Below are 21,562 nucleotides of genomic sequence, written 5' to 3' on the forward strand. Positions count from 1 at the left end.
CGGCCTGGGCGGCACCTGCCGCCAGCCATAGCAATCCCAGGATAATTCCACGCATGTCGGTCGCCTCCCCGCCGTGCCCCCGATGTGGGGGAAATGCCCCGGAAAAACCGGGCTTTTCTGTTACGACGCAAGCACTGTGCCGGTTGCCATGGCGCATGGCGCAAGGCCCCGAGGCAGACGTGCACGACAGTTGCATGCGCCAGCAAAACCCTGAAAAAGCATGTCCCCATGCAGGAGGGCTTCACCATGCAGCGCAAACCCAATCGCCAACGTGGCTTCACCCTGCTCGAACTGCTGGTGGTGCTGGTGGTGCTCGGCCTGTTGGCCGGCATCGTCGCGCCCAAGTACTTCAGTCAGCTCGGGCGCTCGGAGGCCAAGGTGGCCCGGGCGCAGATCGAAGGTTTGGGCAAGGCCCTGGACCTGTATCGCCTGGAGGTAGGCCATTACCCCAACAGTGAGCAAGGGCTCCAGGCGCTGACCGCCGCCCCCAGCGGCGAATCGCGCTGGTCGGGCCCTTACCTGCAGAAAGCCGTGCCGCAGGACCCCTGGGGCCGCCCCTACATCTACCGCCAACCCGGTGAGAACGGCGGGGAATACGACCTGCTGTCGATGGGCAAGGATGGCCAGCCGGGCGGGGATGGGGAAAACGCCGAAATCACCAGCTGGCAGTAAGGAGCACGACCATGCGCTACAGCCTCAAGGCCCTGGGCAGACAGGGCGTGGTGCAACTGCAGGTCGACGCCGATGACGCCGACCAGGCCCGCCGCCAGGCCGAAGACCAGGGCCTGCGGGTGGTCAGCGTGCGCGGCCGGGGGAGCGTCATGCCTGGCCTGCCCTGGCGCCGCGAAGCAGCCTTCGACCTGGTGCTGTTCAGCCAGGAGCTGACCACGCTGCTGCACGCCGGCCTGCCCTTGATCGATGCACTGGAGAGCCTGGCCGAAAAAGCCCCGAGCGGGGGGGCGCGCAAGGTCCTGGAGGCGTTGGTGCGCCAACTCTACGAGGGGCGTTCGTTGTCCCAGGCACTGGCCCTGCAACCACGGGTGTTCCCGCCTTTGTACGTGGCCCTGGTGCAATCCAGCGAACGTACCGGCGCCCTGGGCGATGCCCTGCACCGCTACATCGGCTATCGCCAGCGCCTGGACCTGGTTCGGCAAAAGCTGGTGGGCGCCTCGGTCTACCCGCTGTTGCTGCTGTTGGTAGGGGGTGGCGTGGTGCTGTTTCTGCTCGGCTATGTGGTGCCGCGCTTCAGCCTGGTGTTCGAGGGCATGGGCAGCGAGCTGCCCTGGTTGTCGCGGGTGCTGATGCAGATCGGCCTGTTCCTGCACGCCCAGCAGCTGCCCCTGGCGCTGGCTACCGTGGCCGTGATCGGCACGCTGGTGGCGCTGCGGCGCAACCCGCTGGTGCGGCGCTGGGGTTCACGCCAGTTGCGGCGCCTGCCGGCCTTGCATTCGCGGCTGCTGATGTACGAGCTGGCGCGCTTCTATCGATCCCTGGGCATTCTGCTGCAAGGTGGCATCCCCATCCTGACGGCCATGGCCATGGCCCGCGGGCTGCTGGGCAGTGCCGCAGCGCAGGGCCTGGAACAGGCCACCGGGCGAGTGGGCGAAGGCCTGCCGTTGTCGGATGCGCTGGAAGTCGGGCAGCTGGTAACGCCTGTGTCGCTGCGCTTGCTGCGGGCTGGGGAGCAATCGGGCAACCTCGGGGAAATGCTCGAACGCTGCGCGGATTTTCATGACCAGGAGATCGGCCGCTGGGTCGAATGGTTCGTGAAGCTGTTCGAGCCATTGCTGATGACCTTCATCGGCCTGCTGATCGGCCTGATCGTGATCTTGATGTACATGCCAATCTTCGAGCTGGCCTCAAGTATCCACTAGTGCGGCCCGTTCACTTCAGTAATCGAACCGGTCCACCGCCCGCCGACGTTCGTTGTCATCGCGCCGGTCATAACTGGCGGTGGTCTGGATATTGGCGTGATGCGCAAGCTTCTGGGCAATCGACAAGTCGTGCTCTTCGATCACCCGGGTGATGAACGCCCGACGAAAATCATGGGGCATGATCTTCACCCCCACCTGCGCGCCGCGCTGGCGGGCAATGTAGTAGATGGCATGCTTGGTGATGCGCGCCCGGGTAATGTGGTTGCCACGGCGGATACGGTTGAACAGGAACGGGTCATCTGCCGCGCCTTCGGGCAACGCCTGACGTCGCAGGTCGAGCCACGCCTGCAGCTTTTCGAATGCCCAGGCCGGCGCGTACTTGATCAGCTGCCGATTGCCCTTGCCCAACACCTGCAGGCTGCGCGCCTCGAAATCGACCTGGTCGAGGTCGATGTCCACCGACTCCGACTTGCGCATGCCGGTGCCGTACAGCAGCGCAATGATGGCGGCATCGCGCACACCCTGGGGGCGTGGGTCGGCAGCGCACAGTTCCATCAACTCGCGAATCAGGCTACGCCGCAGGTTGCGCCCAGGTGGCAGGCGGCTGCCGGTAGCCGGCTTCACCTCGCGAATGCGCAGCAGCTGCTCATGGTCGATCAGGCCCTGGCGCCAGGCTTCATTCATGACCCCGCGCACGGCGTTGACGTACAGCGACGAGCTGTTGGGCGCATAGCCATCGGCACGCAGCGCCGCCACGAGGCCGATCACATGGCCAGGCTCGAGCCGGTGCCACGGCACCTCGGCCAGGTTGCAATCGACGAAGCCAAGGCGGTCTGCAGCGTCCTGCAGGATGTAGCGCATCGTCTGCTGGCTGGACGGGGCGAGCCGGGCCAGGTACTGCAGCAGGGGATTTTGCGAAAGGTCGGACAAAACGTGAATCCTGTAGCGATGCCTGGCGCGAAGTCACCGGCGCCAGGCGTGAAGCGGCCATGCCATTCCCTTGAATATCAGGGGCTTCGGCATGGACATGAGCGGAAATGTTATCCCATAGGCTATCGTGGTAGCCATGACTCCCTGTCGCCGAGGCTCCATGGCACTGCACCGCCTGACCCGCACCCACCCCCGCCTGAGCCTCGCGGCACTGGTCGGTATCATCAGCGCCTGGCTCATCCCTGCCGACGACTTCGTGCAGCGCATCCTTGCCGGCTGGAACCTCGGCGTCTGGCTCTACCTGCTGCTGGTGCTGTGGCTGACCTGGCGGGCCAGCCCGGAAAAAGTCCGCAACGTCGCCCGCGTGGAGGACGAAAACGCCGGCCTGGTGCTGTTCACCGTCTGTATCGCCGCGATTGCCAGCCTCGCCGCCGTGACCCTGCAACTGGTGTCCAGCCGTGGCCTGCAGGGCGGCGACCTGGCCATGCACTACCTGTACACCGGCTTGACCGTAGCGGGCTCGTGGCTGTTGATCGGTTGTATTTTCAGCCTGCACTATGCCCGGCTGTTCTACACCGGTGACCGCCACGAACCCCTACTGCGCTTCGCCGATGGCGAACGCAACCCGGATTACTGGGACTTCCACTACTTCTCTTTCACCCTCAATGTCGCCGTGCAAACCTCGGACGTCGGTGTGGGCGATCGCGGCATGCGCCGGGTGGTGCTGGCCCATTCACTGGTAGGTTTCGTGTTCAACACGGCGATTCTGGGTTTCACCATCAATATCGCCGCCGGCCTGCTCGGCAAGTAGGCGCAGGGCACAGGCGCGGATGCGCCCGCAGACCGCCTGCAATTGCTCGGCGTCGAGCACCAACCCCATACGCACATGGCCGGCCGCGCTGGGCCCGAAGGCGTCCCCGGGCAACAGTGAAACCCCCTCCTCCATCAGCAGCCGCTGGGCGAATGCCTGAGCGCTGAGCCCGGTGGCACGGATGTCGAGCATCACGAACATCCCGCCCGCCGGTCGATGGGCACGCACGCCAGGGCAGTCGGCAAGGGCTGCGCAAACCCGGTCGCGCCGCTGCCGATAGGCCTCGCGCATGCCGCGCACCGCCGGCAGATCCTGCTTCAGGGCAACACAGGTCGCCTGCATGACGAACTCTGGCAAGCCGAACAGCATGGCCATGGCCAGATTGGCCAGGTGCGCGACCAGCGCCTCAGGTGCGACCACCCAGCCGACCCGCCAGCCGCTCATGGCATGGGATTTGGACACGCTGTCGATGATCACGCAGCGCTCGGCCATGCCCGGCAGGCTGCCCGGGTCAACCGCGGCGCCCTCGTAAAGCAGGCCGCTGTAGACCTGGTCGCACACCAGCCACAGGTCATGCTCACGGCACAGGTGCGCCAGCTGCGCCATGTCCTGCGGCGAAATCGCGGCGCCGGTGGGGTTATGCGGGGTGTTGAGCAGCAGGCCGCGGGTGCGTGGGGTGATGGCCCGCGCCACCGCCAGCGGGTCAAGGCGAAACCCGTGCTCCGGGCTGACCGATACCGGCACCGGCCTAGCGGCGCAGGCACCGAGCACGCCGTGGTAGGTGACATACATGGGCTCCGCGACGATCACTTCGTCGCCCGCCTCGAACAGGCATTGGCAAACGGCATAAAGCGCACATTGCGCGCCAGCCAGCACCATGACCTGATCAGGGCTGACCTGCGGGCCGCTACGCCGTGCGATGGCCTGGCGCAGCGCCAGGCTGCCGCGCACATCGCTGTAATGGGTTTCGCCCCGGCGCAAGCTGTTGACTGCCGCGTCTACGATGGCCACCGGCGTGTCGAAATCGGGGTCGCCCACCGACAGCAGAAAGATCTCCCGCCCCTCACGGCGCAGGGCTTGGGCTTGATAATGGATATCCCACGCCGCGGCGGCGTCGCCGGCGATGCGTTGGGTGAGCGTGGAAAAGCGCATGACTGTCTCCCTGTCTGCCCAGCTCGCACCGCTTGTCCGAAAACGCTGTGCGCCGAATCTCGATAAAAATAGCAGAACTGGCCTGTAGTTCTTGCGCCTCGGCACGCGCAAAACGTTTGCCTGGCCATTTGCCGCCAAACGGCGAACATGAACCCTGTGTGACAGGGATCATGCAATGACAATTTCGTCATGTTTTCTCAGGAGTATCCGGCGTACCAGGTGCTATGGTTAGGTTCCCGGCGGCCACGGGCGTGGCCAACTGCTCACCGCTTCCAGGTACGGACAAGGAGGCTGGCATGAACAAGATGACGTTCCCCAACGCCTGCCAGGTGATGCGCTGGCATTTCCACCCGCTGGGTTTCGAAGCCAGCATGGATGCGCCCCGCAGCATGATCGCCCGCCTGTTCGACAGGGCCACGGGTGAAACCTTGCTGGCCATCGCCGGTATCCCGTGCAGCGCGATCATGGCGGCTGCGGATGTCGAACGTATCATCGAGGCCGTGGAAGCCGAGATGGAGGCGTTCGTACCAGCGCAGGTACTGCGCGACGCCGGCTAGCACAGCGCCGGGCTGCTCTCGCGTAACACCTGCAAGTTATTCATGAACTGCTCGGCCGGCACCGGCTGCCCGAGCAGATAGCCTTGCAGCGAATCGCAGCCCAAGCGGGTCAGGAAGTCCTGTTGCCCGTCGGTCTCCACACCCTCTGCGACGATCCGCAGCCCCAACGCCTGCCCCAGTGCGACGATCGCCGAAACGATCGCAGCATCGTCGCTGTCCTGTTCCAGGTCGCGGACGAATCCGCGGTCGATCTTCAGCTCGTTGGCCGGTAGACGCTTGAGATACATCAGGCTCGAGTAACCTGTGCCAAAGTCATCGATCGACAAGTCCACGCCCATGTCGGACAAGCGCTGCAGCACGGTCAGGCTGGCATCGGCATCGTGCATGGCCGTGGTTTCGGTGATTTCCAGGGTCAGGTGGTTGGCCGGCAGGCCGTTTTCGCGCAGGGCACGGGCGACGCTGTCGACCAGGCCGGCATGGCAGAACTGCAGGGCCGACAGGTTGACCGCCATGCGCCAGTCGCCATGGCCTTGCTCCAGCCATTGGCGCATCTGCCGACAGGCTTCATCGAGCACCCACTCGCCGATGGGGATGATCAGCCCGGTCTTTTCCGCCAGGCCAATGAAACGGTCCGGCAGCAGCAGGCCGTGCTGCGGATGCTCCCAGCGCAGCAAGGCTTCGGCGCCGATGGGCTGGCAGGCCTGGGCGTCGAACTTTGGCTGGTAATGCAGGCGGAACTGACGCTGCTCCAGGGCCATGCGCAAGTCCTGCAGCAGCTGCAACTGCTGGCGTGCGTTGCTGTTCATCGACACGTCGAAGAAGCTGTAGCCATTCTTGCCGGCGCTCTTGGCGTGGTACATGGCGGCGTCGGCGTTGCGCAGCAGTTCGAGCTGGTCCTCGCCGTTGCCGGGGTACAGCACGATACCCAGGCTGGCCGTGAGCTGCAGGTCATGTTCGGCCACCCGGTACGGCCGCGAGACCAGGTTGACCTGCTTGACCGCCACGTCCATGGCGTCATCCGGTTCCTGCAGTTCCACCAGCAGCACGAATTCGTCTCCGCCAATGCGCGCCAGGGTGTCCTGACTGTGCAGGTGCCCGCGCAAGCGTGCGGCGACGGCCTTGAGCAACAGGTCGCCGACATGGTGGCCGAAGGCATCGTTGACCGGCTTGAACCCATCCAGGTCGATGAACATCAGGGCAAAACAGCCCCCCTGCTCCGCGACCTTGCCGATGGCCTGCTCGATTCGGTCCGACAGCAGCGTGCGGTTGGGCAGGCCGGTCAGGGTGTCGTGCAGGGCCAGTTGGGTCAGTTCCTGGTTGGCCAGCGTCAACGACCGGGCCAGCTCTGCGGTGCGGGCCTCCAGCCGGGCGTCCAGCACCGAGGTGAGCAAGGCCACCGCGAGTACCGCCAGGGTGGTGATCAGCACCAGATAGACCAGGCCGTCCCCTTGCAGGCCACCGACCAGGGCCCCGCAGAAGCTGCCTGCCGGGAAGTTCGCCGCAGCCATGCCCGTGTAGTGCATGCCGACAATGGCAAGGCCCATCAGCATGGCCGCCAGGCCTCGGATCTGGCGCACGTAAGGGGTGTGCTGGCGCAGGCGGAAGGCGATCCACAAGGCTGCTGCCGAGGCGCCCACGGCGATGGCCAGCGAGGCACCGAACAGCGTCGGGTCGTAGTCGATGCCCGGCAGCATGCGCATTGCCGCCATGCCGGTGTAATGCATGCAGCTGATGCCCGCGCCCATGAACAACGCGCCAAAGCCCAGTTGCAGGAACGGCAGGCTCGGTTGGCTCACCAGCCACAAGGCAAAGCCCGACGACAACACCGCGATCAACAGCGACAGCGCGGTCAGGCCAATGTCATACCCCAGGTCGATGGGCAGGCTGAAGGCGAGCATGCCGATGAAGTGCATCGACCAGACGCCGATGCCCATGGCCAAGGCGCCACCTCCCATCCATAGATAGACCGCCCTTCCCTTGGCGGTGGCGATGCGACCGGTCAGGTCCAGGGCGGTATAGGACGCCAGGATGGCCACGCACAGCGAGATCAACACCAGCGAAAAGGAGTAGCTACCGGTAAGCATTGGGAGTTCCAGCGGAGGGACAGGGGGGCCCAGAAAAGCTGACGATTGTACTCAAGCTTTGGCGAAACGCACGGGGTTTTTGCGAATGGGAATGGGTCTGATAGACCGATGGAATGCTGTGTCAGTACCGGCCCATTCGCGGGACAAGCCCGCTCCCACAGAGTCCCGCCATTACCTGATGAATGGGTAGCCTGTGGGAGCGGGCTTGTCCCGCGAATGGCCGTTGAAGCCAATCATTCCTGCTCGGCGTATGCCTGCTCGGTATCCCAGCCGCCGCCCAGCGCGGCGATCAACTGCACGCTGGCCACCAGCCGCCCCTGGAGCAAATCCAGCACGCTACGCTCGTTGCTCAATGCCGTGGTCTGCACGTTCACTACATCCAGATAACCGATCAACCCGGCGCGGTACTGGTTCTCGGTCAGGCGCAACGACTCGCGCGCAGCATCCAGCGCTTCCTGGCGCACCACGGCCTCGTCGGCATACACCTTCAGCTGCACCAGGAAGTTCTCCACTTCCTTGAAGCCATCGAGCACGGTCTGCCGGTACTGCGCCACGGTCTGGTCATACACCGCGACAGTGCGGTCCACCTCGGCGCTGCGCTTGCCGGCATCGAACAGGGTCAAGGCCAGTTGCGGCCCCACCGACCAGTAACGGTTGGGCAGCTCGATCCAGTTGCTGAAGCTGCTGCTGGAGTAACCGCCGCTCATGCTCAGGCTCAAGTCCGGAAAATAGGCGGCACGGGCCACGCCGATGTTGGCGTTGGCCGCCATGACATTGCGCTCGGCCGAGGCAATGTCAGGCCGGCGCTCAAGCAGCTGCGACGGCAGGCTGACGGGAATCTGCGGCAATGCCGGGATGTCCTTGCTGTCGGCCAGGGCGAAATTCGCCGGCGCCCGGCCCAGCAGCACGGCGATGGCGTTCTCGAACTGGGCGCGCTGCCAGATCAGGTCGATCAGGTCGGCCTGGGTGCTCTTGAGCTGGGTGCGCGCCTGCGCCACGGCATCCGGGCCGGCTACACCGGCGCGGTACTGGTTTTCGTTCATGCGCAGCGAGCGCTCGTAAGCCGCCACGGTGGCTTCCAGCAAGCGCTTCTGTTCGTCGATCACACGCAACTGCAGGTAGTTCTGCACCAGCTCCGACTGCTGGCTGAGGCGGATCGCCGCGAGGTCGGCGAAGCTGGCTTCGGCGCTGGCCTCGTCGGCGTTCAGGGTCTCGCGCAGCTTGCCCCACAGGTCGATTTCCCAGCTCACGCCGAGTTGCGCATTGTAGGTATTTCGAATGCCGCTGCTGTTGTTCGACAGGCTCGAACTGGAGCTGCCGGTGCCTTGCGCCGACCGGGTCTTGCCGGCGCTCATGTCCAGGCTTGGGAACAGCGAGGCACGGCTGCTGCGCACCAGGGCTTGGGCCTGACGGTACTGGGCTTCGGACTGGGCGACGGTCTGGTTGCTGCGGTTGAGCTCATCCACCAGCGCATTGAGCCTGGCATCACCGTAAAGCTCCCACCAGGCGCCACGGGCGATGGCATCGGCCGGGCTGGCCTGGGTCCAGCCTTCGGCCTGCTTGAACTGCGCGGGCGTGCTCAACTCGGGGCGATGATAGTCCGGGCTCAAGGTACAGGCGCTGAGCAGCGCCACGCACAGGCCGGCGCCGACCAGGCGCGAACCTCGCCCCCGGGTCAGCAGCTGCAAGGCACGGTGGAGTGGAGTCTGGGCAAAAGTCATAGCGGAGTTTCCAGGGCGGCGTCGGTGCGCACGCCGCGCCAACGGTTGAATCGATGGCGCAGGCGGTCGAGGTACAGGTACACCACCGGCGTCGTATAAAGGGTCAGGACCTGGCTGAAGACCAGCCCGCCAATGATCGTCAGGCCCAGCGGCTGGCGCATCTCCGCGCCCTCGGCGCGGCTCAGAAGCAGTGGCAAGGCGCCGAGGATCGCCGCCAGGGTGGTCATCAGGATCGGCCGCAGGCGCAACAGGCAGGCCCGGCGAATCGACTCCTCCGGTGTCATGCCCTGGTTGCGCTCGAACTGCAGCGCTAGGTCGATCATCAGGATGGCGTTCTTCTTCACCACGCCGATCAGCAGGAACAGGCCCAGCAACGAGATCAGACTGAACTCGCCGCCAGTGGCGTAAAGCGCCAGCAAGGCACCGACTCCGGCCGAGGGCAAGGTCGAGAGAATGGTCAGCGGGTGAATGTAGCTTTCGTAGAGAATACCCAGCACCAGATACACCAGCACCAGCGCGCCGAGGATCATCAACGGCTGCCCTTCCTGGGTCTTGGCGAAGGCATTGGCGGTCCCCCCAAGCTTGGCGATCACTTCCTCGGGCAGGCCCACCTTGGCCACCGCCCGCTCCACTGCAGCCATGGCCTGGTCGGTGCTGTAGCCCTCGGCAACGTCGAAGGCGATGTCTTCCGAGGCGAACTGGCCCTCGTGGCTGACCCGGTCGTTGGCCAGGCTGTTCTCGTAGTGGGCGATGGTCGACAGCGGCACCCGTACACCGTCGCTGGTGATGACCTGCACTTGCTCCAGGGTGCTCGGGTCCCAGGCGAACTTGGGGTTGATCTCCAGCACCACCTGGTACTGGTTGAGGCTGTCGTAGATGGTCGAGATCTGCCGCTGGCTGTAAGCGTTGTTCAGTACCGTGGTGACCATCGCCATGTCGATGCCCAGACGCTTGGCCTGATCGCGGTCGACCACCAGCGTCACCTGCTGGGTGCCGGCCCCGTCGTGGGCATCGATGGCGGTCAGCTCAGGCAACGCGCGCATCGCCGCGACCACTTTCGGGAACCACTCGCGCAGCGCCGCCAGGTCACCACTCTGCAGGGTGTAGAGGTACTGCGAGGAGGTCTGGTCACGCCCCCCGCCACCGAGCTGCAGGTCCTGGTCGGCCATCAGGAACAGCCGCCCACCCGGCACCTTGGGCAGTTCCTTGCGCAACCGTTCGATGACCTTCTGCGCGTTGAGCTTGCGCTCGCTGATCGGCTTCAGGCGCACCAGGACAAAGGCATTGTTGGTCCCGCTGTTGCCGCCGATGAATCCGGCCACGCTCTGCACCGCAGGGTCGGCGAGCAAGGCGCGACGGTAGATCTCCATCTTCGGCTGCATCACGCTGAACGACAGGCCGTCGTCGCCGCGGATGAAGCCTATCAACTGGCCGGTGTCCTGTTGCGGCATGAGGGTTTTCGGCACCACCACGTACAAGGCGATGTTCAGGGCGATGGTCGCCAGCAGGCTCACCAGGGTCAGCCGCTTGTGCCGCAAGGCCCAGCCCAGGCTGATGTCGTAGGCGCCGACCATGCGCTGGTGCAGCGCGTCGCTCCAGCGCTGCAAGCGGGTCGGCTCGGCGCGGTGCGGCTTGAGCCAGCGGGCGCAGAGCATGGGTGTGAGGGTCAACGACACGATCAGGGAGACGATGATCGCCGCCGCCAGGGTGATCGAGAACTCCTGGAACAGGTTGCGCACGATGCCGCCCATGAACAGGATCGAGACGAACACCGCCACCAGCGAGACGTTCATCGACAGCAAGGTGAAGCCCACTTCCTTGGCGCCGAGAAACGCCGCGCGCATGGGCGGCTCACCGTCCTCGATATGCCGGGAGATGTTCTCCAGCACCACGATGGCGTCGTCCACCACAAGGCCAGTGGCGAGAATCAGCGCCATCAGCGACAGGTTGTTGAGCGAGAAGCCGCACAGGTACATCACCGCGAACGTGCCCACCAGCGATACCGGCACCGCAAGGCTTGGGATCAACGAGGCGCGCAGGCTGCCCAGGAACAGGTAGACCACCAGAATCACCAGCACCACGGCGATCAGCAAGGTGTGCTCGGCCTCTGCGAGGGTGGCCTTGATCACCGGCGAGCGGTCCATGGCCACGTTCAGCTGGACATTGGCCGGCAGCAGCGACTGTAGGGCCGGCAACTGGGCCTTGATCTGCTCGACCGTCTCGATGATGTTGGCGCCGTTCTGGCGGTTGACCACCAGCAATACCGCGCTCTGGTCGTTGAAAAAGCCGCTGTTGTAGCGGTTCTCGACGCTGTCGGTGATGGTCGCCACGTCGGACAGGCGCAGGATCGCGCCATTCTGCTGGCGAATCACGATCGGCTCGTAGTCCTTGGCGGTTTCCAGCTGATCGTTGGCACGCACCTGCCAGTTGCGCTCGGCGTCTTCGACGAAGCCCATGGGCCGACGCTGGTTGGCGTTGGCCACGGCCGTGCGCACTTCGTCCAGCGACAGGCTGTACTGGTTGAGCAGCTGCGGCTCCACCGCGATACGCACCGCCGGCAACGAACTGCCACCGATCTGCACCTCCCCTACCCCGATGACCTGGGCCAGGCTTTGCGCCAGGATGGTATCGGCCAGGTCGTACAGCTGGCCCTTCTGCAGCACGTCCGAGGTCAGCGACAACACCATGATCGGCGCCTGGGACGGGTTGTACTTCTTGTAGGTCGGCATGCTGCGCATGCCGCTGGGCAGCAGGTTGCGGGTGGCATTGATGGCCGCCTGCACCTCGCGCGCCGCACCGTCGATGTCACGCCCCTGCTCGAAACCGATGATCACCCGGGTCGAGCCCTGGTTGGAGCTGCTGGTCAAGGTGCTGACGCCCGCGATGGTGCCCAGCTTGCGTTCCAGCGGCGTGGCCACCGTGGCCGCCATCACCTCGGGGCTGGCCCCGGGCAGGTTGGCCTGCACCACGATCACCGGGAAGTCCATCTGCGGCAGCGGTGCCACCGGCAACAGGCCGAAGCTGACGCCACCGAGCAGCATGATCGCCAGGCTCAGCAGCATGGTCGCCACCGGCCGGCGAATGAAGGGTCCGGACAGGTTCATGCCTGGGCCTGCTGGACGTCGGCGGCCGGGCGCCAGCGGCGTGCCAGGCGGTCGAAGTACAGGTAGATGACCGGCGTAGTGAACAAGGTCAGCACCTGGCTCACCAACAGCCCGCCGACCATCACCAGGCCCAGCGGTTGACGCAATTCGGCGCCGGAGCCGGTGGCCAGCATCAGTGGCACGGCACCGAACAATGCCGCCAGCGTGGTCATCAGGATCGGCCGGAAGCGCAGCAGCGCGGCCTGGTAGATAGCATCATGGGGGCTCATGCCCTGGTTGCGCTCGGCTTCGAGGGCAAAGTCGATCATCATGATCGCGTTCTTCTTGACGATACCGATCAGCAGGATGATGCCGATGATCGCGATCATGCCCAGGTCATTGCCACTGAGGATCAGCGCCAGCAAGGCACCGACCGCCGCCGACGGCAGGGTCGAGAGGATGGTCACCGGGTGGATGTAGCTTTCGTACAGCACGCCAAGCACGATGTACATGGTTACCACGGCCGCGAGAATCAGCAGCAAGGTGCTCGACAGCGACGCCTGGAAGGCTTCAGCGGCGCCCTGGAAGCGGGTCTGCACGCCGACCGGCATGCCGATCTCCTGCTGCACCTGCTCGATCACCTTGACCGCTTCGCCCAGGGACGCGCCGTGGGCCAGGTTGAACGACATCATCACCGCCGGGAACTGGCCGATGTGCGAAATCGCCAGCTGTGCCTGGCGCTGTTCGATGCGCGCCAGCGCCGACAGCCGCACCTGGCCGCCATCGCTGGCCTTGACGTGGATCGACTCCAGTGCCTGGGGCCCGAGGGTCGCTGCGTCACGCGCCTGCAGCACCACGCGGTACTGGCTGGCCTGGGTGTAGATGGTCGAGATCTGCCGTTGGCCGAACGCGTCGTACAGGGCGTTGGTAATCTGCGCCACGTTGATGCCCAGGCGGCTAGCCATGTCCCGGTCGATCACCAGGTACACCTGCAGGCCCTTGTCCTGCAGGTCGCTGGCCACGTCCTGCAGCTCCGGGCGCTGCTGGAGCGCCTCCACCAGCTTGCCGCTCCACTGCGCAAGCAGGTCGGCGTCGGGCGAGGACAGGCTGAACTGGTACTGGGTACGGCTGACCCGGTCTTCGATGCTCAGGTCCTGCACCGGCTGCATGAACAGGCGGATACCGACCAGCTTGTCGAGTTGCGGTTGCAGGCGGCTGATGACCTCGCCTGCCGTCACGTCACGTTCGCCATGGGGCTTGAGGTTGATCAGCAGGCGGCCACTGTTGAGCGTGGCGTTGTCGCCGTCCACGCCGATGTAGGACGACAGGCTCTGCACCGCCGGGTCTTGCAGGATCACCTTGCTCAGGGCCTGCTGGCGTTCGCTCATGGCGGCGAACGAGGTCGACTGCGGCGCTTCGGAAATGCCCTGGATCACCCCGGTGTCCTGGACCGGGAAGAAGCCCTTGGGCACCGCCAGGTAAAGCACCACGGTCAGTGCCAGGCTGGCCACGGCCACCAGCAGGGTCAGCGGCTGGTGCCTGAGCACCCACTGCAGACCCCGGCCGTAGTGCGCGATCAGCCAGTCGATCCAGGCACCGCTGGCGCGGTAGAAACGGCCCTGCTCCTCGAGCTTGGGTTCGCGCTTGAGCAAGCGTGCGCACATCATCGGGGTCAGGGTCAGCGACACCACCAGGGAAATCAGGATGGCCACCGCCAGGGTGATGGCGAATTCGCGGAACAGCCGGCCGACCACATCGGCCATGAACAACAGCGGGATCAGTACCGCGATCAGCGAGAAGGTCAGCGAGATCAGGGTGAAGCCGATCTGGCGGGCGCCTTTGAGGGCCGCCTGCAGTGGCGTCTCGCCTTCTTCGATATGACGGGAAATGTTCTCCAGCATGACGATGGCATCGTCGACCACGAAACCGGTGGCGATGGTCAGGGCCATCAGCGTCAGGTTGTTGATCGAGAACCCGGCCAGGTACATCACGCCGAAGGTGCCGATCAGCGACAGCGGCACGGCGATCGACGGGATCAGGGTGGCGCTGAAGCGGCGCAGGAAGACGAAGGTGACCATGACCACCAGGACGATGGCGATCAGCAGTTCGTGCTGCACGTCCTTGACCGCGGCACGGATGGTCTGGGTACGGTCGGTCAGTACCGAGACGTCGAGGCCGGCCGGCAGGTTGTCGGTGATCGACGGCAACAGCTCCTTGATGCTGTCGACCACCTCGATGACGTTGGCACCCGGCTGGCGCTGGATGTTAACCAGGACCGCCTGGTTCTGGTTGGCCCACGCGGCCAGACGCTCGTTCTCGGCGCCATCGACGATTTCGGCGACGTCCTTCAGGCGCAGCGGCGCGCCGTTGTTGTACGTCAGGATCAGGTTGGCGTACTCCTCGGGGGAGCGCAGCTGGTCATTGGCGTCGAGCATCGACACCCGGGTCGGGCCATCGAAGTTGCCCTTGGGCTGGTTGACGTTGGAGGCGCCGATCAGGGTGCGCACGTCATCCAGGTTGAGGCCGTTGGCGGCCAGCGCATCGACGTTGACCTTGACCCGCACCGCCTGGCGTTGGCCGCCGGCGATGCTGACCATGCCCACGCCACTGATCTGCGCGAGCTTCTGCGCCACGCGGGTGTCGACCAGGTCGTTGAGCTTGGGCAAGGGCATGGTCTTGCTGGAGATCGCCAGGGTCAGCACCGGCGTATCGGCCGGGTTGACCTTGTTGTACACCGGCGGTGCCGGCAAGTCGCTGGGCAACAGGTTGCTGGCCGCATTGATCGCGGCCTGGACCTGTTGCTCGGCAACGTCCATGTTCATGTCCAGGTTGAAGCGCAGGGTCAGCACCGAGGCGCCGCCGGAGCTGGTCGAGGCCATCTGGGTCAGGCCGGGCATCTGGCCGAACTGGCGCTCCAGCGGTGCGGTCACCGCGCTGGTCATCACCTGGGGGCTGGCGCCGGGGTAAAGGGTCAAGACCCGGATGGTCGGGTAGTCCACCTGGGGCAGCGCCGAGACCGGCAGCAACTTGTAGGCGATCAGGCCGGCCAGGACGATGGCCAGCATGCTCAGGGTGGTGGCGACCGGCCGCAGGATGAACAGGCGCGAGAGGTTCATGCGCCCGCCTTGCCTGCTGCTTTACCAGGCTGTGCTTCGCCCGTCTGCGCCGAGCCCTTGGCGTCCTGGCCCTGCAAGTGCTGGCCGGGGGTGGTGGGCACTTGCGAGCTGTCTTCGACGACTTCCACCTTGGTCCCTTCGCGCAGGCGGTCGGTGCCTTCCAGCACCAGGCGCTCACCGGGCTTGAGGCCCTCGAGGATCACGCTGTTCTGACCGTCGGTGGCCCCTACCTTGAGCTTGCGCACATTGACGGTGTTCTCGGCGTTGACCACATAGGCGAAGGTGCCGTCGTTACCGAACTGGATCGCCGCCGCCGGGGCCATGACCACCTGCTTGAGGGTGTCGGCCAGCAGGCGCACGTTGACGAACTGGTTGGGGAACAGGGCCAGGTCCTTGTTTTCGAAGCGACCCTTGAACTTCAGGGTGCCGGTGGTGGTGTCGATCTGGTTGTCGATGCTGCCCAGCACACCGCGGGACTGCAGCTTGCTGTCGCTGCGGTCCCACGCCTCGACCGGCAGGCTGGCGCCACTGCGGTAGCGCTCGAGCACGGTGGTCAGTTCGGTTTCCGGCAAGGTGAAGGCCACGCTGATCGGCTCGGTCTGGGTGATCACCACCAGGGCGGTGGTGTCGTTGGCGGCCACCAGGTTGCCCAGGTCGAGCTGGCGCAGGCCTACGCGGCCACTGATTGGCGAGCGGATCTGGGTGAAATCGAGGTTCAACCGGGCATCGCTGACCTGGGCCTGGTTGGTCTTGACCAGCCCCTGGAACTGCGCCACCTGGGCTTCGGCGGTATCGAGGGTCTGTTTGGCGATGCTGTCCTCGGCATACAGGCCTTTATAGCGCGCCAGGTCGACCTGGGCGTTCTTCAGCTGCGCCTGGTTCTGCGCCAGGGTGCCTTCGGCCTGTTGCAAGGCGATGCGGTAGGAGCGTGGGTCGATTTCGGCCAACAGGTCACCGGTCTTGACCTGCTGCCCTTCCTTGAAGTGGATCTTCACCAGTTCGCCGGCGACCCGGCTGCGCACATTGACCGTGTTGGTCGCGGTGACCGTGCCCAGGGCCTTGTAGTAGAGCGGGAAGTCGCCCTGGCGTACCGGCTCGACGCGCACCGGCACCGGGTCGGTGGAGCCACCGAACCCTGGGCGTCCGCCCATGCCCATGCCTTTGCCCGGGCGCCCCCCTACCGCCTCTTTATGGGCAGGCGTTGCGGGCCACAGCCACCAGGCCAGCAGGGCCACCAGCAGCAGGATCAGCAGGCCGACGAGCCAGCGACGGGGGGATCGGGAGACAGGAACTTGCATGGGTTGAACGAACCTTGTTCGAAATGACGACTTTAGGAGGGTGAACGATAAGCACTGGCATCGTTTTAGCAAAGGGCCTTTACCAGAGGTTTACCTTTGCCTGACGTTGCCAAAACGCTGAACTTTAAATGAAAACGGCCCGGAACGTGTTCCGGGCCGTTACAGGGTGTTGCTTGGATGGGCGGGTGCCTGGAGCGTTGCGCTATCAAGGCCGGCCCTTTCGCGGGACAAGTCGGCACAGACAAACCACCTCTGCCCAGCCCCTGCGCAATCCTTACTTCAGTACAGCCAGCGCCGCGTCGTAGTTCGGCTCGTCGGCGATTTCGCCAACCAGTTCGCTGTGCAGCACTTTATCGTTCTCGTCCAGCACCACCACGGCGCGGGCAGCCAGGCCGGCCAGCGGGCCGTCGGCGATGGCCACGCCGTAGTTCTCGAGGAACTCGGCGCCGCGCAGGGTCGACAGGTTCTTCACGTTTTCCAGGCCTTCGGCGCCGCAGAAACGGGCCTGGGCGAACGGCAGGTCGGCGGAGATGCACAGCACCACGGTGTTGGCCACGTCATTGGCCTGGGCGTTGAACTTGCGTACCGAAGTGGCGCAGGTCGGGGTGTCGACGCTTGGGAAGATGTTCAGCACCTTGCGCTTGCCGGCGAAGTCCTTCAGCGACTTGTCGGCCAGGCCTTCACCTACCAGCGAGAAGGCAGGCGCCTGGGCACCGGCCTGCGGCAGGTTGCCTTTGACTTGAACCGGGTTGCCTTTGAGAGTCACTTGAGCCATGAACGAAATCCTTATGCGGGGTTTGAAAAAGACCCTGAGTTAAGCATGAAGGCGGCCGGGTGCCTATGGGGAACGATAAAATTGTTCTATTACCAGACAATTATTGTGGACAAAAAAATGTCCGGATGGCGACAAGCCAACCGGACATTCTTTACAGCAGCGGTTGTATCAGGCCAGCAGGCCGTACACCACCGAGGTCAGCGCGACCAGACCGATCACCGTTACGAACACGTTCGACATCGCGCCGCTGTACTTGCGCATCGAAGGCACGCGACGGATGGCGTACATCGGCATCAGGAACAGCAGTACCGCGATGATCGGGCCGCCGAGCGATTCGATCATGCCGAGGATGCTCGGGTTGAGCGTGGCGACGATCCAGCACACCACCAGCATCAGCGCCGCGACCACACGGTCCAGGGTCTTGGCACCCGGGCGTGCGCCGGTCTTGGCGATGATGCCCTTGAGGCCTTCGCTGGCGCCGATGTAGTGGCCCAGGAACGACTTGGCGATGGCGATGAAGGCAATCAGCGGCGCGGCAAAGGCAATGGTCGGGTTGCTGAAGTGGTTGGCCAGGTAGGACAGGATCGACAGGTTCTGCGCCTTGGCCTCGGCCAGCTGGGCGCTGTCGAGGGTCAGCACGCAGCTGAACACGAAGAACAGCACCATGGCGACCATCAGCAGGTGCGCACGGGCCAGGATCTGCCCGCTGCGCTCGTCGGCGTGCTCGCCGTAGCGGCGTTTCTGGTCAACCGCAAAGGCCGAGATGATCGGCGAGTGATTGAACGAGAACACCATCACCGGAATCGCCAGCCACACGGTGTGCAGGAAGGCCGAACCCGACGGCAGCTGGCTGGCGCTGTCGAGAATGCCACCGGTCCAGTGCGGCACCAGGTACAGGCCCAGCAGCGCCAGGGCGACGATGAACGGGTAGACCAGCAGGCTCATGACCTTGACCGTGGCCTGTTCGCCGCAGCGCACGATGGCCAGCAGGCCGAGGATCAGCACGAACGACAGCAGCGCCCGCGGTGGCGGCGTCATGTGCAGCTGATGCTCCATGAAGCTGCTGACCGTGTTGGTCAGGGCCACGCTGTAGATCAGCAGGATCGGGAAGATGGCGAAGAAGTACAGCACGGTGATCAGTGCACCGGCCTTGATGCCGAAATGCTCTTCGACCACTTCGGTGATATCGCCGCCACTGCGCCCGGAGAGCACGAAGCGGGTCAGGCCACGGTGGGCGAAGTACGTCATGGGGAAGGCCAGCGCGGCCAGGATCAGCAGCGGCCAGAAACCGCCGAGGCCGGCGTTGATCGGCAGGAACAGCGTGCCGGCGCCGATGGCGGTGCCAAACAGCCCCAGCATCCAGGTGGTGTCGTGACGCGCCCAGCTGCCAAGGGTGGCGGGGGTCGATTCTGCAAAGCGTTGTTCAACGCTAGAGGCCTGCTCATTCATTCCGGGTGAAGCTCCACTCGCAAGACTGCAACAGGCTGAGAATGGCGAAATAGACCACTCGCCCTACTCAACCGAATAAAGAAGGGCGCGATTGTGCGCTGATGGTTGCACTTTGGAAAGCCCCACCCGAGGGACGGTTGCACTTGTCATGACAACTGGAGGAAGAAAGGGGCCGCGTCGCGGCCCCTTTTGTCACATCACTTCTGAACGGCGGCGAATGCCTCGGCAACCCGTTGCAGGTTGGCCGGGCGCAACCCGGACATGCACACCCGGCCGCTGTCGATCAGGTACACGCCGAACTCGTCACGCAGGCGGCGCACTTGCTCGACACTGAAACCGGTGTAGCTGAACATGCCGCGCTGGCGCAGGAAGAACTGGAAGTCCTGGCCCGGCAGCAGCACGGCCAGGGCATCGACCAGCGCCTGGCGCATGTCGAGGATACGCTTGCGCATCACTTCCACTTCTTCCGCCCACTGGGCGTTCAGGCCCGCATCGCCGAGCACGCCGGCCACCAGCTGGGCACCGAAGTTGGGCGGGCTGGAGTAGTTGCGGCGCACGGTCGCCTTGAGCTGGCCGAGCACGCTCTGGGTGGTGGCTGCGTCGTCGCAGACCACCGACAGGCCCCCTACCCGCTCGCCGTACAGCGAGAAGATTTTCGAGAACGAGTTGCTGACCAGGCACGGTACGCCGGCACGGGCCATTTCGCGGATGGCGAAGGCATCTTCCGCCAGGCCTACGCCGAAGCCCTGGTAGGCGATGTCGAGGAACGGGATCAGCTCGCGCGCCTTGACCACTTCCACCACTTGTTGCCACTGCTGCGGCTCGAGGTCGGCGCCGGTGGGGTTATGGCAGCACGGGTGCAGCAGCACGACGCTGTTGGCCGGCAGGGTCTGCAGGGTGGCCAGCATGCCGTCGAAGTCGACGCCACGGGTGGTCTGGTCGAAGTACGGGTAGGTGTGCACCTTGAACCCGGCACCTTCGAAGATGGCGCGGTGGTTGTCCCAGGTCGGATTGCTGACCCAGACTTCCGACTGCGGGAAGTAACGCTTGAGGAAGTCGGCACCGACTTTCAGCGCGCCGGAACCGCCGACGGTCTGCACGGTGGCCACACGCTGGCCGGTCACTGCAGGGTGATCGGCGCCGAACAGCAGTGCCTGGATCGCCTGGCGGTAGCTGGCCAGGCCTTCCATCGGCAGGTACAGCGAAGCTTCATGGGCCTGGCCTGCGATGCGTTTTTCCACCGCATCCACCGCCGCCAGTTGCGGCACCACGCCGGCCTCATCGTAGTACAGGCCGATACTCAGGTTGACCTTGTCGGCGCGCGGGTCGGCCTTGAAGGTTTCCATCAGCGAGAGGATCGGGTCGCCGGCATAGGCATCGACATGTTTGAACACAGCGTGCAGCTCCTTGGATCAGGACAGTTCGGAATGACTGCCCTGAGGATACCCGCAGTCGCGGGGAAGGAACATCACCTAATGTGCAAGGTTGTCTATGCAAGATTGCATGGCTGGGCTGCCGGGTTGGATCGACTGGCCTCATCGCCGGCAAGCCGGCTCCCACACCAAGCCCGGCCAGACGCGATCGACGTGGGAGCCGGCTTGCCGGCGATGAGGCCCGTTCAGCCAGCCAATGCCTCAAGCTCCTGCAGCTCCCGCTCAGTCACCGCCACCCCTTCCCGCTCGGCAACTTCCCTTTCCCGATAACGCCGCTCACCCGGCATCCGCGTCAACCCCACCGCCTGCATCTGCTCGACCAGCGCCCGGCTGCGCAGGGCAAACCGCTCGCCTTCAGCCTTGCTCGGATCAATGACGATGATCAACTGCCCGGTCCAGGGCGTCTTCGCCCCCGGATGCCCCGACCAGTCGAATTCCCAGGAGAAATGCCCACCGGTCAGCGCCGCCGCCAGCAACTCGACCATCATCGACAAGGCCGACCCCTTGTGCCCGCCGAACGGCAACAAGGCGCCACCCTCGAGAATGGCCTTCGGATCGGTGGTCGGCTGCCCTTGGGCGTCCACCCCCATGCCCTCGGGCAACGTCTGGCCGGCACGCGCGGCGATCTGCACGTCGCCATGGGCCATGGCACTGGTGGCCATGTCGAAGACGATCGGGTCATGCCCCGCGCACGGTGCGGCGAACGCGATCGGGTTGGTGCCGAACAACGGCTTGCGCGCCCCGTGCGGCACGACGCAGGTCATGCTGTTGACCACGCTCAAGGCCACCAGGCCCTCATCGGCGAACGGCTCGACATCCGGCCACAGCGCAGCGAAATGGTGCGAGTTGTGGATCGCCAGCACGGCGATACCGGCATTGCGCGCCTTCTCTACCAGCAGGCCGCGCGCCGCGGCCAAGGCCGGCTGGGCAAAGCCACCCCCGGCATCGACCCGCACGAACGCCGGCGCCACGTCGGTGACCTGCGGCGTGGCCTGGCCATTGACCCACCCGCTGGCCAGCGTCGAGACATAACCTGGAATACGGAACACGCCATGGCTGTGGGCACCGTCGCGCTGGGCGCTGGTGCAGTTATGGGCAAGCACGCCGGCCACGTTCTGGCTGCAGCCGTGACGTTGGAGAATCGCTTGCAGCAGCCCCTGCAATTGGCTGAACGGCACGCGCACGACAGGGCTGTTGGAAGGTGCAGACATCTGAAGCTCCTTTCTTGGAATTGGAATGGCAACAGCGTTGGCAACGACAAAAACTTTCCTGCAAGTGA

At 64.9% G+C, this 21,562-nt stretch carries 15 protein-coding genes; 4 read left to right on the forward strand and 11 right to left on the reverse strand.

What is annotated here, in order from left to right; all coding sequences use genetic code 11:
• Positions 1 to 246 precede the first annotated feature (246 nt).
• Together gspG and PMI38_RS04850 are read left to right on the forward strand one after the other, a co-directional pair.
• Positions 247 to 672 (forward strand): type II secretion system major pseudopilin GspG, encoded by a 426-nt coding sequence (gspG, locus tag PMI38_RS04845; RefSeq protein ID WP_008091342.1) that lies wholly within the window; start codon positions 247 to 249, stop codon positions 670 to 672.
• 11 nt (positions 673 to 683) lie between these two features.
• The gene (locus tag PMI38_RS04850; RefSeq protein ID WP_008091343.1) at positions 684 to 1,874 is read left to right on the forward strand and encodes a type II secretion system F family protein; all 1,191 of its coding nucleotides are present in this window, start codon (positions 684 to 686) and stop codon (positions 1,872 to 1,874) included.
• A gap of 15 nt (positions 1,875 to 1,889) precedes the next feature.
• On the opposite strand, the gene PMI38_RS04855 is transcribed toward PMI38_RS04850, so the two are convergent.
• Positions 1,890 to 2,804, reverse strand: a complete 915-nt coding sequence (locus PMI38_RS04855) for a site-specific integrase (RefSeq protein WP_008091344.1) — start codon at positions 2,802 to 2,804, stop codon at positions 1,890 to 1,892.
• Positions 2,805 to 2,964: 160 nt separating this feature from the next.
• Between PMI38_RS04855 and PMI38_RS04860 the strand changes: the two genes are divergently transcribed.
• Complete coding sequence (locus tag PMI38_RS04860; RefSeq protein WP_008091346.1) at positions 2,965 to 3,615, forward strand: DUF1345 domain-containing protein; 651 nt, start codon at positions 2,965 to 2,967, stop codon at positions 3,613 to 3,615.
• On the opposite strand, the gene PMI38_RS04865 is transcribed toward PMI38_RS04860, so the two are convergent.
• On the reverse strand, positions 3,538 to 4,767 hold the full coding sequence (locus PMI38_RS04865) for a pyridoxal phosphate-dependent aminotransferase (RefSeq protein ID WP_008091347.1): 1,230 nt from the start codon (positions 4,765 to 4,767) through the stop codon (positions 3,538 to 3,540). The two genes, PMI38_RS04860 and PMI38_RS04865, sit on opposite strands and share 78 nt — an antisense overlap.
• 296 nt (positions 4,768 to 5,063) lie before the next feature.
• Between PMI38_RS04865 and PMI38_RS04870 the strand changes: the two genes are divergently transcribed.
• A complete protein-coding gene (locus PMI38_RS04870; RefSeq protein ID WP_008091349.1) occupies positions 5,064 to 5,324 on the forward strand; it encodes a DUF1652 domain-containing protein in 261 nt (86 codons plus the stop codon).
• Here PMI38_RS04870 and PMI38_RS04875 read toward each other — a convergent pair.
• From PMI38_RS04875 to PMI38_RS04915, 9 genes are all read right to left on the reverse strand, one after another.
• On the reverse strand, positions 5,321 to 7,408 hold the full coding sequence (locus PMI38_RS04875; protein WP_008091351.1) for a putative bifunctional diguanylate cyclase/phosphodiesterase: 2,088 nt from the start codon (positions 7,406 to 7,408) through the stop codon (positions 5,321 to 5,323). The genes PMI38_RS04870 and PMI38_RS04875 overlap by 4 nt on opposite strands.
• A gap of 233 nt (positions 7,409 to 7,641) precedes the next feature.
• Positions 7,642 to 9,129, reverse strand: a complete 1,488-nt coding sequence (locus tag PMI38_RS04880) for an efflux transporter outer membrane subunit (RefSeq protein ID WP_008091353.1) — start codon at positions 9,127 to 9,129, stop codon at positions 7,642 to 7,644.
• Positions 9,126 to 12,233, reverse strand: coding sequence for an efflux RND transporter permease subunit (locus tag PMI38_RS04885; RefSeq protein WP_008091354.1), 3,108 nt, complete (start codon positions 12,231 to 12,233; stop codon positions 9,126 to 9,128). Before PMI38_RS04885 ends, PMI38_RS04880 begins: the two co-directional genes overlap by 4 nt.
• Positions 12,230 to 15,328 (reverse strand): MdtB/MuxB family multidrug efflux RND transporter permease subunit, encoded by a 3,099-nt coding sequence (locus tag PMI38_RS04890; protein ID WP_008091356.1) that lies wholly within the window; start codon positions 15,326 to 15,328, stop codon positions 12,230 to 12,232. Before PMI38_RS04890 ends, PMI38_RS04885 begins: the two co-directional genes overlap by 4 nt.
• Complete coding sequence (locus tag PMI38_RS04895) at positions 15,325 to 16,626, reverse strand: MdtA/MuxA family multidrug efflux RND transporter periplasmic adaptor subunit (RefSeq protein WP_008091358.1); 1,302 nt, start codon at positions 16,624 to 16,626, stop codon at positions 15,325 to 15,327. The genes PMI38_RS04890 and PMI38_RS04895 overlap by 4 nt, the downstream gene beginning before the upstream one ends.
• A gap of 274 nt (positions 16,627 to 16,900) precedes the next feature.
• The gene (gene tpx, locus PMI38_RS04900; RefSeq protein WP_008091359.1) at positions 16,901 to 17,401 is read right to left on the reverse strand and encodes a thiol peroxidase; all 501 of its coding nucleotides are present in this window, start codon (positions 17,399 to 17,401) and stop codon (positions 16,901 to 16,903) included.
• Between the two features lie 168 nt (positions 17,402 to 17,569).
• Positions 17,570 to 18,850: a serine/threonine transporter gene (locus PMI38_RS04905; protein ID WP_008091361.1), complete on the reverse strand. Its 1,281-nt coding sequence runs from the start codon at positions 18,848 to 18,850 to the stop codon at positions 17,570 to 17,572.
• A gap of 197 nt (positions 18,851 to 19,047) precedes the next feature.
• A complete protein-coding gene (locus PMI38_RS04910; RefSeq protein ID WP_008091363.1) occupies positions 19,048 to 20,244 on the reverse strand; it encodes an amino acid aminotransferase in 1,197 nt (398 codons plus the stop codon).
• 224 nt (positions 20,245 to 20,468) lie between these two features.
• Positions 20,469 to 21,494 carry an Ldh family oxidoreductase gene (locus tag PMI38_RS04915; protein ID WP_008091364.1) on the reverse strand — a complete coding sequence of 342 codons (1,026 nt, stop codon included), beginning with the start codon at positions 21,492 to 21,494 and terminating at the stop codon, positions 20,469 to 20,471.
• Positions 21,495 to 21,562 lie beyond the last annotated feature (68 nt).

Origin of the sequence: Pseudomonas sp. GM84 (genome assembly GCF_000282535.1) — a bacterium.
In the GTDB taxonomy this organism is placed as follows: Bacteria; Pseudomonadota; Gammaproteobacteria; order Pseudomonadales; family Pseudomonadaceae; genus Aquipseudomonas.

Coding starts and splice junctions, on each gene's coding strand:
- gspG (WP_008091342.1), top strand. CDS start 247: ATGCAGCGCAAACCCAATCGCCAACGTGGCTTCACCCTGCTCGAACTG.
- PMI38_RS04850 (WP_008091343.1), top strand. CDS start 684: ATGCGCTACAGCCTCAAGGCCCTGGGCAGACAGGGCGTGGTGCAACTG.
- PMI38_RS04860 (WP_008091346.1), top strand. CDS start 2,965: ATGGCACTGCACCGCCTGACCCGCACCCACCCCCGCCTGAGCCTCGCG.
- PMI38_RS04865 (WP_008091347.1), bottom strand. CDS start 4,767: ATGCGCTTTTCCACGCTCACCCAACGCATCGCCGGCGACGCCGCCGCG.
- PMI38_RS04870 (WP_008091349.1), top strand. CDS start 5,064: ATGAACAAGATGACGTTCCCCAACGCCTGCCAGGTGATGCGCTGGCAT.
- PMI38_RS04875 (WP_008091351.1), bottom strand. CDS start 7,408: ATGCTTACCGGTAGCTACTCCTTTTCGCTGGTGTTGATCTCGCTGTGC.
- PMI38_RS04880 (WP_008091353.1), bottom strand. CDS start 9,129: ATGACTTTTGCCCAGACTCCACTCCACCGTGCCTTGCAGCTGCTGACC.
- PMI38_RS04885 (WP_008091354.1), bottom strand. CDS start 12,233: ATGAACCTGTCCGGACCCTTCATTCGCCGGCCGGTGGCGACCATGCTG.
- PMI38_RS04890 (WP_008091356.1), bottom strand. CDS start 15,328: ATGAACCTCTCGCGCCTGTTCATCCTGCGGCCGGTCGCCACCACCCTG.
- PMI38_RS04895 (WP_008091358.1), bottom strand. CDS start 16,626: ATGCAAGTTCCTGTCTCCCGATCCCCCCGTCGCTGGCTCGTCGGCCTG.
- tpx (WP_008091359.1), bottom strand. CDS start 17,401: ATGGCTCAAGTGACTCTCAAAGGCAACCCGGTTCAAGTCAAAGGCAAC.
- PMI38_RS04905 (WP_008091361.1), bottom strand. CDS start 18,850: ATGAATGAGCAGGCCTCTAGCGTTGAACAACGCTTTGCAGAATCGACC.
- PMI38_RS04915 (WP_008091364.1), bottom strand. CDS start 21,494: ATGTCTGCACCTTCCAACAGCCCTGTCGTGCGCGTGCCGTTCAGCCAA.